12 protein-coding genes are annotated in these 12,578 nt (G+C 64.8%); 3 read left to right on the top strand and 9 right to left on the bottom strand.

Features of this window, described 5'->3' with window-relative positions; genetic code table 11:
• Positions 1-2 precede the first annotated feature (2 nt).
• From ACNJYD_RS36370 to ACNJYD_RS36355, 4 genes are all read right to left on the bottom strand, one after another.
• Positions 3-842, bottom strand: coding sequence for an ABC transporter permease (locus tag ACNJYD_RS36370; RefSeq protein ID WP_260372967.1), 840 nt, complete (start codon positions 840-842; stop codon positions 3-5).
• Complete coding sequence (locus ACNJYD_RS36365; protein ID WP_172786033.1) at positions 839-1,810, bottom strand: ABC transporter permease; 972 nt, start codon at positions 1,808-1,810, stop codon at positions 839-841. Before ACNJYD_RS36365 ends, ACNJYD_RS36370 begins: the two co-directional genes overlap by 4 nt.
• Positions 1,811-2,009: 199 nt before the next feature.
• Positions 2,010-3,560: an ABC transporter substrate-binding protein gene (locus tag ACNJYD_RS36360; RefSeq protein WP_439364816.1), complete on the bottom strand. Its 1,551-nt coding sequence runs from the start codon at positions 3,558-3,560 to the stop codon at positions 2,010-2,012.
• A gap of 314 nt (positions 3,561-3,874) precedes the next feature.
• The gene (locus tag ACNJYD_RS36355; protein WP_439364815.1) at positions 3,875-5,422 is read right to left on the bottom strand and encodes a winged helix-turn-helix domain-containing protein; all 1,548 of its coding nucleotides are present in this window, start codon (positions 5,420-5,422) and stop codon (positions 3,875-3,877) included.
• A 133-nt stretch (positions 5,423-5,555) separates the two neighbouring features.
• Between ACNJYD_RS36355 and mddA the strand changes: the two genes are divergently transcribed.
• Positions 5,556-6,344 (top strand): methanethiol S-methyltransferase, encoded by a 789-nt coding sequence (mddA, locus tag ACNJYD_RS36350; protein ID WP_439364814.1) that lies wholly within the window; start codon positions 5,556-5,558, stop codon positions 6,342-6,344.
• Positions 6,345-6,436: 92 nt separating this feature from the next.
• Entirely contained in the window at positions 6,437-6,859 is a 423-nt protein-coding gene (locus ACNJYD_RS36345; RefSeq protein WP_439364813.1) for a GFA family protein, read from the top strand.
• 77 nt (positions 6,860-6,936) lie between these two features.
• Here ACNJYD_RS36345 and ACNJYD_RS36340 read toward each other — a convergent pair whose 3' ends face one another.
• Positions 6,937-7,161 carry a hypothetical protein gene (locus ACNJYD_RS36340; RefSeq protein WP_036020653.1) on the bottom strand — a complete coding sequence of 75 codons (225 nt, stop codon included), beginning with the start codon at positions 7,159-7,161 and terminating at the stop codon, positions 6,937-6,939.
• A gap of 236 nt (positions 7,162-7,397) precedes the next feature.
• On the opposite strand from ACNJYD_RS36340, the gene ACNJYD_RS36335 reads away from it, so the two are divergent.
• Positions 7,398-7,697, top strand: a complete 300-nt coding sequence (locus ACNJYD_RS36335; protein WP_439364812.1) for a hypothetical protein — start codon at positions 7,398-7,400, stop codon at positions 7,695-7,697.
• A gap of 140 nt (positions 7,698-7,837) precedes the next feature.
• On the opposite strand, the gene ACNJYD_RS36330 is transcribed toward ACNJYD_RS36335, so the two are convergent.
• The 4 genes from ACNJYD_RS36330 to ACNJYD_RS36315 form a co-directional block, all read right to left on the bottom strand.
• Positions 7,838-9,784 (bottom strand): sensor histidine kinase, encoded by a 1,947-nt coding sequence (locus ACNJYD_RS36330; RefSeq protein ID WP_439364811.1) that lies wholly within the window; start codon positions 9,782-9,784, stop codon positions 7,838-7,840.
• Positions 9,781-10,464, bottom strand: coding sequence for a response regulator (locus tag ACNJYD_RS36325; protein WP_212256203.1), 684 nt, complete (start codon positions 10,462-10,464; stop codon positions 9,781-9,783). The genes ACNJYD_RS36330 and ACNJYD_RS36325 overlap by 4 nt, the downstream gene beginning before the upstream one ends.
• Positions 10,465-10,728: 264 nt before the next feature.
• The gene (locus tag ACNJYD_RS36320; protein WP_439364810.1) at positions 10,729-11,583 is read right to left on the bottom strand and encodes an ABC transporter substrate-binding protein; all 855 of its coding nucleotides are present in this window, start codon (positions 11,581-11,583) and stop codon (positions 10,729-10,731) included.
• Between the two features lie 417 nt (positions 11,584-12,000).
• Entirely contained in the window at positions 12,001-12,234 is a 234-nt protein-coding gene (locus ACNJYD_RS36315) for a hypothetical protein (RefSeq protein WP_172786026.1), read from the bottom strand.
• Between the last annotated feature and the right edge of the window lie 344 nt (positions 12,235-12,578).

Raw genomic sequence — 12,578 nt, 5'->3', positions numbered from 1 at the left:
CGTCAGCGGCCCTCCCGCGACAGGCGCGGATTGAGCGCATCGTTGAGGCCTTCGCCGATCAGGTTCAGCCCGAGCACCGAGATCAGGATGGCGACGCCCGGAAACACGGTGATCCACCAGGCCTGCCGGATCACGGTGCGGCCGGCGCCGACCATGTAGCCCCAGGAGATCAGATTGGGATCGCCGAGGCCGAGGAAGGACAGCGAGGATTCCAGCAGGATCGCGGTCGCCACCATCAGCGAGGCCAGCACGATCACGGGCGACAACGCGTTGGGGAGGATTTCGCGCAGGATGATCCAGCTGTTGCTCTGGCCGGTGACTACGGCGGCCTGGACATATTCGCGCGTCCGCAGCGACAGCACCTCGCCGCGCACGAGGCGGGCGACCGGCGGCCAACTTACCACTGCGATCGAGGCCACAATCGAATAGATCGAGGGCTGCAGGATCGCGACCAGCACGATCGCGAGCGCGAAGCTCGGAATGGTCTGGAAGAACTCGGTGAAGCGCATCAGGGCGTCATCGACCTTGCCGCCGAAATAACCGGCCATGGCGCCGATCGGCACGCCGACGATCAGCGCCACCAGCGTGGAGACGAGGCCGACCAGAAGCGAGACGCGGGCGCCGAAGATCATGCCGGCGAAGATGTCGCGGCCGAGCGCGTCGGTGCCGAGCGGCACGGTCGAGAGCGTGAACGGCGGCAGGAACGGCCGCTGCACCATGCGCCAGGGCGAGTTCGGGAACAGCATCGGCCCGAACACCGCGACGGAGACTGCGACCAGGAGGATGACGAGCCCGATGACGCCGCTCGGGCTCCTCAGCATCGATTTCCAGAACTGTTTCATGAGGCGTATTCGATGCGCGGATCGACCAGGCGATAGACGAGGTCGGTGACAAGGTTGAAGATCAGGACCATGGCGGAGCAGATCACGAACACGCCGAGCAGCAGATTGTAGTCGCGCTGCAGCAGGGCGTCGTACATCAGCCGCCCGATCCCGGGCCAGGCGAACACGGTCTCGGTGATGACGGCGCCGCCGATCAGCGTGCCGGAATGCACGCCGGCGAGCGTCACCACCGGCAGCAGCGCATTGCGCAGCACGTGGCGGCGCTGGATCACGGCGTCGCTAAGGCCCTTGGCGCGCGCCGTCTTGACGAAGTCGAGCCGTTTCACCTCGAGCATCGAGGCGCGCGTCATGCGGGTGTAGGTCGCCATGAAGAACAGGCCGAGCGTCATCGCCGGCATGATCAGGTGCTTTGCGACATCGACCGCATGGGCAAGGCCGGTGAGGTTGGCGCCGACCGTCTCGTAGCCGAAGCTCGGCAGCCAGTCGAAGGTGACCGAGAACAAGAGGATGCCCATCAGCGCCACCCAGAAGATCGGCATGGCGTAGAAGATCAGCGCGAACACGGTGATGCCGGTGTCGAGAAAGGTTCCGGCAAAGCGCGCGGCGAACGTGCCGCAGAGGATGCCGAGCATCAGCGAGATCGCGAATGCCGTCAGGGTCAGGAGCAGCGTCGCCGGCAGCCGCTCGCCGATCAGCTTCGCAACCGGTGCCTGCTGGCGGAAGGAAAAGCCGAGGTCGAGGCCGACGACGCCCTTGACGTAGATGAAGAGCTGCTCGGGCAGCGGCTTGTCGAGGCCGAACTTCTCCCGGAGCTGCTTGACGAAGACCTGGTCGCTGGCCCCGGCTTCGCCCGCCATCACGATCGCGGGATCGCCGGGCGCCAGGCGGATCAGGAAGAAATTGAGGACGACGATCGCGAGCAGGACGATCACGCCCTTCAGAATACGCTGAGCGACGAAGGAGAGCATGATCAAACGGCGATGATATCGGGGTGGCCGCAACCGCAGCGGCGGTGCGCTCCCTCTCCCGCTTGCGGGGGAGGGCAGGGGAGGGGGTGCTTCCGCAAAGGGATTGCCAAGAGGAGAGAGCCCTCACCCGCTACGCTCTTCGAGCGTAGCGACCTCTCCCGCAAGCGGGAGAGGTAAGGGGAGTTCGGAGCGCCTGCCGTCACTTGTCGAGCCATGCGTCCTTGAAGCCATCGTTGACCCCGATCCCCGTGGTGATCAGGTTCTTGACCTTGCAGCGCATGATGGTCGGGAATTGCAGCTCGAGCATCCAGGCCACCGGCACGTCCTCGACCAGGATCTTCTGCGCCTTCTCGTAGATCTCCTTGCGCTTGGAGTCGGGCGTCGCCACCGCGCCGTCGGCGAACAGCTTGTCGATCTCAGGGTTGGAATAGCCCTCGACGTTGTTGAAGACCTGGCCCTTGGCGATGTTGCTGGAGATGTAGTTGCGCCCCACCCCCAGCGCGGGATCGCCGTACTGGTAGAGATAGGTGAAGGCGATGTCGTAATCCCAGTCGCTGATCTTCTGGTTGCCGCCGGCAACGTCGGTGGCGATCGTCTCGATGGTCATGCCGACGTCCTGGAGATTCTGCTTCACGGCTTCACCCCAGCGCTGCCAGGTCTCGCCATAGGCCAGCGGCAAAAGGCGGATCTTCTCGCCCTTGTAGCCGGCTTCCTTCAGCAGCGCCTTGGCCTTGGCCGGATCGTAGGGATACTTCTTCACGTCGTCGGTGTAATACTTGATGGTCGAGGCCGACGGGCCGGTGGCGACCTTGCCGAGCCCGTTCCAGATCACGTCCTTGGCGAAGTCGCGATCGACCGCATACATGATCGCCTGCCGCACCCGCTTGTCGGCGAGCGGACCCTGGCGGTTGTTGAGCCATAGCCAGGCCAGCGGCGAGAAGAATTCCCAGCCGGCGCCGGTGACGCAGGTGTCCTTCAGCTTGGACAGGCGCGGCACGTCGAAATTCTCGACCGAGCCGCCGGGCAGCACGTCGACCTTGCCGGTCTCGTACGCCACCGAGCGCGCGGCGGCGTCGGGAATGATCTGCCAGTAGATCTCGTCGAGGTAGGGCTTGCCCTTCTCGTGGTAGTTCGGATTCTTGACCAGGCGGATGAACGAGCCCTTCTGCCATTCCTTGAACATGAAGGGCCCGGTGCCGATGGGCGCGTTGTTGTAGGGATTGGTCTTCCAGTCGGTGCCGTCGTAGAGATGCTTCGGCACCATCGGCATCGAGCCGACCTCGAAGATGCCGAGGAACGGGCCGAACGGCTGCTTCAGCGTGAACACCACCGTGTAATCGTCCGGCGTCTCGATCTTGTCGACCTGCGCCAGGTTGGTGCGGGCGCGCGCATGGGTCTGCTTCAGCATCTCGATCGAGAACAGCACGTCGGCGGCGGTGAAGGGCTTGCCGTCATGCCAGGTCACGCCCTTCTTCAGCTTGAAGGCGTAGGTCTTGGCGTCCTCGCTGACGCTCCAGCTCTCGGCAAGCTCCGGCAGCGGGTCGAGCTTGGGGCTGTAGCGCAAGAGGCCTTCGAAGATGTTGCCCGAGACCATCTGGACCGGGCCGTTCTGGACCATCGCAAGCATCAGGCCCGGCGGCTCGGGTTGGATCACGGCATTGATCACACCGCCCGTCTTCGGTTCTTGTGCCAGCGCAGGGGCCGCAAGGCCGCAAGCCAGGAGGAGACCAAGCAACACTCGTTTTGGCATGTCGTATCTTTCTCAAGCGAGACCGGCCGCAAGCGCTTCGCAGGCGCCCTGGCGCGCAAAGCGACGGTCGGTCCATCCCAGTCCCCATCCGCCATCGAGGCTCACACAGTCCCGTTCGGCGCGGCAAGATGAAAGTCGCGACAGTGCACGCACAAAAAATGTACAGCGCGTCCTGTTTTGATGAGTTGGGCTTGTATTGCTGGGCGTCCGTCACGTTCGTCGTGCGTCGACATGACGGCTGCGAATAGCGACACAGCGTCGCGGCATGGCGGCGGCGAGAGCGCCCTCGCGCTTACCCGCCAGGGCAAGACGTCTCACCGCAACCCGGCGCGGCGGAATCCCTCCAGATAGTGGTCGCGATCTCGCTCGTTGGCCCACGGCAGCTGCGTCGCGATCCAGTGCAGCGAGATGCCCGGTTGGGTGCGGCGGAGCTCTCCGAGTGCCATGTCCGCAAGCGCGCCATCGCCGGACATGCCGGCGGAGACGGCGAGCACGCGGTAGGCGCCGGTGAGGTCGCCGCGGTGCCGGATCGCCTCGCGAGCGAGCGCGATGGCCTCGTCATAGCGCCGCTCGGTGAAGCGCGCATAGGCGGCGATGCCGTGATAGATCGCCAGTGACGGATCGCGCGGTGACAGCCGGATCGCCTTTTGCGCGGCCTCGAACGAGTCGTTCGAGCGTCCGGCATAGGACAGCGCCAGCGCGTAATAGCCCTGCGCCAGCGAGAAGTTCGGATTGAGCGCGAGCGCCTGCTCGAATTCGGACAGCGCGTCTGTGAGCCTGCGGGTCGAGAAGCAGACGCTGCCGAGCGCGGCATGCGCCCAGGAATCCTCATGGTCGCAGCGCACCGCTTTGAGCGCGGCGGCTTCCGCGGCCGGCGCAACCGCGGCGAGCTCGATCCAGCCGAGATGCACGCCGAACATGTCGTTCACGGCCAGCAGCGACAGCGCCTGGCCGTAATTCGGATCGATCGCGATCGCGCGCGCGAGCAGCGCCTTCGCGGCCTCGTGATCCTGGCGCGTCACGCGCCAATAATGCGACAGCGCGCGCATCAAGAGGTCCCAGGCGTCGAGGCTCGCCGGCGGCTTGCGATGGCTGCGGAAATTCTCGGCCGCGTGGATCTGCGGCTCGATCGCCGCGGCGATCGCGTTGGTGATCTCGTCCTGCACGGCGAAGACATCGACGAGCTCGCGGTCATAGCGCTCGGCCCAGAGATGGCTGCCCGAGACGGCGTCGTTGAGCTGTGCGGTGATGCGCACGCGGTTGTTTGCCTTGCGCACGCTGCCTTCGACGATGTAGCGGACACCGAGCTCCTCGGCGATCTGCCTGATATGGACCGCACGCCCCTTGTAGGTGAAGGAGGAGTTGCGGGCGATCACCATGAACCAGCGCTGCCTCGACAGCGCGGTGAGGATGTCCTCGCTGATCCCGTCGCCGAAATAGTCCTGGGCGGGATCGCCGCTCATGTTCTCGAAGGCGAGTACGGCGATCGCCGGGCGGTCCGCCGCGCGCGGGGGAGCGGGCTTGGCTTCCGTCCGCGCAGGCGACGCCGCCACCTCTTCCCGGACCTCGCCGACGAAACGAAAGCCCTTGCGCGGAATGGTCTTGATCAGGCGCTGGGTCGCACCGTCATCGCCCAGCGCCTTGCGCGCGGCGTTGATCCGGCTGTTCAGCGCGGAATCCGACACGATCCGGTCGTTCCAGATCTGGCTGATCAGGTCATCCTTGCTGACCACTCGCGCCCGTTGCGCGACCAGATAAAGCAGCAGATCGAACACTTGCGGCTGCAACGGAACGATCGTTCCCTCGCATGTGAGCTCCCGAAGGTCACCGTCCAGCACGTTGTTTTCAAAGCGAAATCGCACGTTTTCGTCGTCTCAAGCAAAAATCAAAGTCGTCTCAGGCGAAAATCAATCATCTGCAAAAGCCGCGGGACGTCCGATCCGGCACGGTGCGAAGACCAAACCGTGTCGATGCCTCGGCACAACGGAGCGTTCTATGACCCAACTCGATCACCAGGTTCATTCCATCAGCCCGGAGATTACGGGCTCTCGCATTTTCAGGTTCATTGCCTTTCTGTACGGAATTGCGGCGTATCTCGTGTTTTTCGTCACCATTCTCTATGCGATCGGCTTCGTCATGGGGGTGATGGTGCCCAAGACCATCGACACCGGAGCCGAAGCGCCCGTCGTCCGCGCGCTCCTCATCAATCTGCTGCTGATGTCGCTGTTCGCGGTTCAACACAGCGTGATGGCGCGCCAGCAATTCAAGGATTGGTGGACGCAGTTCGTCCCCAAGCCGGTCGAGCGAAGCACCTACGTGCTGTTCGCGAGCCTGTCACTGCTCCTCCTGTTCTGGCAGTGGCGTCCGCTGCCGTCGGTCATATGGAGCGTGGAGAACCCCGATCTTGCCGTGACACTGGTCACGTTGTCCTTCGCCGGCTGGGTGCTGGTGTTCACCTCGACCTTCATCATCAACCATTTCGAATTGTTCGGCCTGCATCAGGTGACCAATCATCTCGTCGGCAAGGAGATGGAGCCGCCGCGCTTCAAGACGCCGCTGCTCTACAAGTTCGTCCGCCATCCGATCTATCTCGGCTTCATCGTCGCGTTCTGGGCGGCGCCGGTCATGACCGCGGGTCATCTTTTGTTCGCGGCCGTGACCACGCTCTACATCTTCGTCGGCATCGCGCTGGAGGAGAGCGACCTCATAGATCTCTTCGGCGACGAGTACCGGCAGTACAAACAACGCGTCTCGATGCTTATTCCCTGGCGCCGATCGGTATAGTCTCGGCCAAGCCACGCGCGTCCAATCGAAAGAAGGGCGCGCGGGGCGCCGATGCGCAATAACAATCCTTCAGAAAAACGGAGAGGTTCCAGATGAAACATGTCGGAAACTGCTTCTGCGGCGCGGTCACGGTCGAGGTCACGGGCGAGCCGGAGGCGATGGGCTATTGCCATTGCCGCTCCTGCCGCTCGTGGTCGGGCGGTCCGGTCAACGCCTTCAGCCTGTGGAAGCCGGAGGCCGTGCGCATCACCGAAGGCGCTCAGAATGTCGAGACCTTCGCCAAGACGCCGCTCAGCCAGCGCAAATTCTGCAAGCAGTGTGGCGGCCATCTCATGACCAACCATCCGCCGCTCGGTCTGGTCGACGTCTTCACCGCCACCATCCCCACGCTCGCGTTCACGCCCGGAGTTCACGTCAATTATGTCGAGACCGTGCTACCGATGCGCGACGGCCTGCCCAAGCTGAAGGATTTTCCGGCCGAGTTCGGCGGCAGCGGCGAGATGATGCAGGAATAGCGGCGCGCCTTCGGCATTTATCGAGAGGGCGGCAGAGCGCCGCCCTCTCTGTCTTCTCCCAAGAGAGGGGCGAACGACTAGCCGCCGCGCGATTCAACCACCTTGCGGCAGGAGTCCGAGAGCTTCGACTTGTTCTCGCGCAGGCAGGCATTCATCTGCGGCGGCTTGCCGATATGCTCGGCGCAGAATTTGCTGGCGTCGCCGCGGCAGGCCATTTGCTCCTGGACGGATGGACCGGACTGCGCCGCAGCGGGCAGGGCGGCAGCTGCGAGCAGCAGCGCGGCAAGAACCGAAATTTTCATGAAGCACCTCTTTGCAATCGTCGTTGGTCCCGACCGGGATCAATCGGGCCGGACCATCTCGCAAGGCCCGGCCGCGGGTCCATGCCATGTTCATGGCACCGGCCAGTCCTCCCGCCCGCGGTACCCCCATCTTCATGGCATGTATCGGTGCGCCCACTTTTGTCATTCAGGCTGCACCTCGGCTGCGAAACCCGGTGATTGCATCGGGACGCCGAACGGGAAGCAGGAGAGCAAGAATGTCGAAGAGAGCTGGAGCGCTGGGCGCAAGGCTGACGGTCATGGCGCTGACGGTCATGGCGCTGGCGGGCGCGGCGATGGTGTCGCTGGGCACGAGCCCGGCTCAGGCTGTGGTCTATTGCAAGACCGTCGGCGTGCCGAAGGGCTGCGTGGTGCGGCCGACTGGCGCCGTGGTGGTGGGAGCGCCGGTCGCGGCGGCGGCGGTCGCAACGCCCGGCGTCGGCGCGCCTGGCGTCGGCGTGCGCGCGGGAACGCCGATGAATCGCGGCGGCCCGGTCAATCGCGTCGGCGTGCGCTGATATTTTCTGTTCGATTGAATTGATTGGATCGCTTCGGGCCAACGGGGCCTGCGGACGAACACCCCCCGTCCTCCGCAGGAAATTTTAACCTGGCCCGTCCCCTCTCTCCGTGCGCCCCACACGTTCGGGGAGGGGGCCTTTCAGCCCGCGGCCATGTCGCCATCGGGAAAGCGCTGCGGCAATTTCAGCCGCACGCGCGTGCCGGAGGAATCAGACGTCAGGTCGAGCACTGCGCCGCAGCGCGCGGCGCGGCTTTTCATGTTGCGCAGGCCGCGCGCGGTCTGGCCGGTGCCCGCGGCCTCGCCATTGCCTGTCAGCGCAAAGCCGCTTCCGTCGTCCGTCACGCTGATCACGCCGTACGGCCCCTGGCCTGCGTCGAACGTGTCGATGGTGACTGCGATGCGGCGGGCCTGCGCGTGCTTGACCGCATTGGTCACGGCCTCGTCGAGGATGCGCACGATCTGGATGACGTGCCATGGCCTCAGCTCGGGATGCAGCGGCAGGCCCTGCTGCGTCGCCACGCGCCACTCGAGTGCGATGTCGTGCGGCCGCAATTGGGCCGTCGCGCGCTCGCGCCAGGAGCCGAGCGCGAGCATCAGGTCGCCGCCAATGTCGTCCATGGAATCGATGACGAGGCGCAGATCCTTCAACGCAGCGCGCGCGGCGTCCGTGATGGTCGCGCCGGCGCTGCCACGCTCGGACAGCGCGACGATGCTCACGAGCTGGCCGCCGAGACCGTCGTGCAGGTCTCGCATCAGGCGCGTGCGCTCGTTGGCGAGCGCGGCGGCGCGGGCGCGCTCCTCCTCACGGGCAAAGCTCGCCTTCAGGCGCTCCTCGGCTTCGCGCACGCGCGTCACCAGCTGGCCGGCAAAGCTGTCGACCTGGTTCAAGGCGCGGGCAAAGCGCCAGGTCAGCCCGGCGCCGATCGCGACCAGCATCGCCGAATAGGACAGGCGCGAGACGAAGATGCGATCATTGCTCGCGATCTCGAGCACCGTGAGCATGTCCTGGGCCCAGCAGACCAGCACGATGGTCACCGCGCAGCCGATCGTGAAGCTCGCCGCGTCCTGCCGCCGCACCACCGCCGTGGCCGTGACGCAGGCCATCAGGAACAGGCAAATGCCGACGGTGGGAATGCCGAGGACCAGGAACAGGATGCGCGGCAGCGGCGGGCCTCCGATCAGCCCGACCACGAACACGACGATTCCAGGCACGAACAGCAGCGTGGCGTAACGCGGCCAGCGCCAGCCGAAGAACAGCACGCCGAACGCGACGACCAGCGCGCTCTCGATCGGTGCGGAGGCCAGCAGCACCGCAGCCAGCCGCGAGACCGTGGCCGGCGGCACCGGCGGCGGCGCGAATGCCTGCGCCACGCCGAGCACCATCGCCGCGGCAAGCACGCCGTAGACCGGTTCGTGGCGCCGCATCAGCCACATGATCGCAAGGATGACGGCCAGGATCGCCTGCCAGGCGGAGAACACCACCGGCAGCGTGACGAACAGCAGCGTGCGCGTCTCATAGGCCGGGCGCAAGGCGGCATCCGGCCCGAGATAGACGGTATCGAGGAAGCCCTTGAGCGGTCCCCACACGAAAAGCCGCACCGTGATCTCGTTGGCGCCGTCGCGCAGCAGCGAGGCGGGGATGGCTGCGATCTGCGGCGTGTTGCGGTCGGGCCGGTTGGCGTTGGCATCGCGCCGGGAGTCGAGCACGGGGACGCCGTTAACGGCGACCTCCACGGCATTGCTGAAGCGCGGCAGGTACACCGACCAGCCCGAGGCCGCATCGCCGCTCCGGAATGTGAAGGTGCCGGTGTAGAATGGCGGGTCGGCCAGCGAGTCGCGCGACGAGGTGAAATGCGGCAGCGTCACGGGGCGCGTCAGACCGTCCTCCCGCGCCGAAAAATCGCTCACCGCGTAGTCTTCGGGATCGCTCGGCTGCAGCAGCCGAAGCCCCAGGATCGTGACGATGACGATCAACGCCTGCAGCAGCAGATATGGCACGAGACGCGACGCGAGCAGGCGGCGCCGCGGGCGTGTCGGTGCCTTCGCAGGTGCCTTCGTGGGTGCTTTGGCCGCGATCTCGCTCACAGCTTGATCAGGCCCTGCTGCACCGCCTCGAACACCGCCTCGCTGCGCGTGTGCACCTCGAGCTTGCGATAGATGTTCTTGATATGGCCGGGCACGGTCTGCTTGGACAGACCGAGATGGCTGGCGATCTCGGCATAGCTGAAGCCTTTGGCGATGCCCCAGAGAATGTCGATCTCGCGCGGGGTCAGCCTCGCCGTGTTTAGCGCGGGGCCGGGCGGCGGCTCCGTTGAACTCTGCGCGGCACCTTGCGTCCGGCGCACGATGAAGCGGGCGATCGAGGCCGAGATCGGCGAATGTCCGGCGACCAGGTCGCGCACGGTGGTGGCGATGTCGGTGGGGAAGGCGTCCTTGAGCAGGTAGCCGGTGGCGCCGACCGTGATCGCGGAGATCACGCTCTCCTCGTCGCCGAGCGCGGAGATCACCATGATCTCGGTGTCGGGAAAGCGCTGCCGCATCTCGCGGATCAGCTCGATGCCGTGGCCGTCGGGCAGCCGCAGATCCGTCAGCAGCACGCGCGGCGCGCCGGCGGCGAGGGCCTGCCGCGCCTCCGCGAGCGTACCGGCGCTGCGCACCTCGTAACCAGCCTTGGCCAGCGCATCCTGCAGCCGCCAGCAGGTCGGCGCATCGTCCTCGACGAGGAGGATGGTGATGGCGTCACCCGTCTCGCCCTGTTCGGTCATGTCCATGGTCCCGCGACCCGCGTGTCCCCCGCGGCGCGAAGCAAGTCTAACCGCAGCGCGAAGGCGGCGACACCCATAATCATGGGGGCGGCGATAACTTGGTCCCGCGTCAGGCACGCATGGACGGTCCTAGGATTGCGCCTAAGCTAGAGCGCGGGCTCATAAGCCGCGCTGCACTTGGGGTGCGTATGATGTCCGCTCTGCCTCCGGCACCGCCCCATTGCGGCATCTCACCAGATGTCCGAGTCGGGACAACAGGCGACATCATTCGATCACCTCGTCAGCTTGGGCGAGCAAGGTGGGCGGCACTGTAAGGCCAAGGGCGTTCGCAGTCTTGCTATTGATGACAAGCTCGAACGTGGTTGGTTGCTCGACGGGAAGATCGGCAGGCTTGGCGCCCTTCAAGATTTTGTCCACGTAGGTGGCGGCGCGTCGGAACAAGACGACGAAGCTCGCACCGAACGACATTAAGCCTCCATCCTTCGGAAACTCACGAAGTCCGTACACGGCCGGAAGTCGGTGAGCGGCAGCGAGAGCAATGATGCGGGGTCTATGCACAATAGTCAGAACGTCATCGAAGACGATGAGAGCTTGGGCGTTGCCTCCTGTGGCAGCGGCGAACGCCGCATCAAAATCCTCCGGCCGTCCCACTTCGAGAGGTTGTAGCGATACGCCCAGAGTGCGTGCCGCCACCTCAGCGGTCCGCCAGAAGGTGGCGTGGATAGAGACTGTCGAGTTCTTCATCACAGCGATCCGCGCAAGGCCTGGCGTCATCTCCTTCAGGAGTTGCAGACGCCTTGCGATCATTGCCTCATTGAAATAGCTCAACCCCGTCACGTTTCCTCCGGGTCGCGCCAAATTTTCCACGAGCCCAAGTCCAACCGGATCGGCCGCCACCATAACGATGGGGATTGTGTGAGTAGCGTTCTTGGCCGCTATGGCAGCTACGCTGTTGCCCGCCACCAGCACATCCAATTTGAGACCGATAAGCTCGGTCACCAGGCCGGGGAGCCGCTCGGCACGTCCCTCGGCCCAGCGCACCTCCAGCGCGATAGATCGACCCTCGACGTACCCTAGTTCGGTAAGCCGCTGCCTGAATGCCGCGAAGATATGTCCCATCGTAGCCTCATCGGCGCCGGCAATGTACCCGACCCGCCGAACCCTTGCCGGCTCCTGCGCGCCCACCGCGACAGGCCATGCCGTAGTGGCCGTTGCACGGCCCAGGAGTGCCATGAATTCTCGTCGCCGCATGCTCTCCCCCCGTTGACAACAAGCAAATCCTAACACGGCCTCTTGCCGATCAGACAGTGGGCTTGAGGCTGGCGGGCTATTCGATGACTTCGTCGGTACGGGCAAGCAGCGTCGGCGGAATTGCAACGCCGAGCGCGTTTGCAGCCTTCAGATTTATCGCGATCTGATCCTTGGTGTGGAATTCGACGGGCAAATCTGCAGGAAAAGGCGCCGATCACGCTCAAGCCGGGGATTTCCGCTTTCTCTTGCGGAGCTGACGGTCATGAGTACACACCCTAGCCCGGCTTACGAAAGATCGACTCGCGGCGGCGGATATCGCCGCGCCAGGACCGATAGCGACAGCGGCCGTTCGTCTTCCGGCAGCTCCAGATAGGCCAGCACGAGTGGCCGCTTCCAATCGCCGACGCCGAAATCCATCGCCGTCCATTTCTGCGGCTCGGGCCCTTCGAGCCCCCGGACCCAGACGAAGTAGCGGGGGAGGTCGTCGGCGTCGGTGCCTCTCGTGCGTGTTCTGGCCATCGAAGCTGTCCGCTGCGTCAAATCGTTTCCGCAGGATATAGGGATTGGCGCGGGGAAGTCGAATGGCCCCGGTCGCGTAATCCTCCTCGTCATTGCGAGCGCAGCGAAGCAATCCAGAGCGTCGCCGCGGAGGCATTCCTGGATTGCTTCGCTGCGCTCGCAATGACGATGTGGAGACAGGCGGGCCAAGAAGACGCTCCTGGGCCCGGCAGATAATTCCCGCCAGGAGCACCTTCTGACTGCCTGTCGCATTGTCCTAAGATATTCTGCTTGACCGAAATTCGGAAATATCGTATATCCCTCTCATCCTGGCCCAAGGATAAGGGGCGTTTCGCGACCGTCAC

The organism is Bradyrhizobium sp. SPXBL-02 (assembly GCF_051853065.1).
Classification (GTDB): domain Bacteria; phylum Pseudomonadota; class Alphaproteobacteria; order Rhizobiales; family Xanthobacteraceae; genus Bradyrhizobium.
This window is presented reverse-complemented; position numbering and strand designations above follow the sequence as displayed.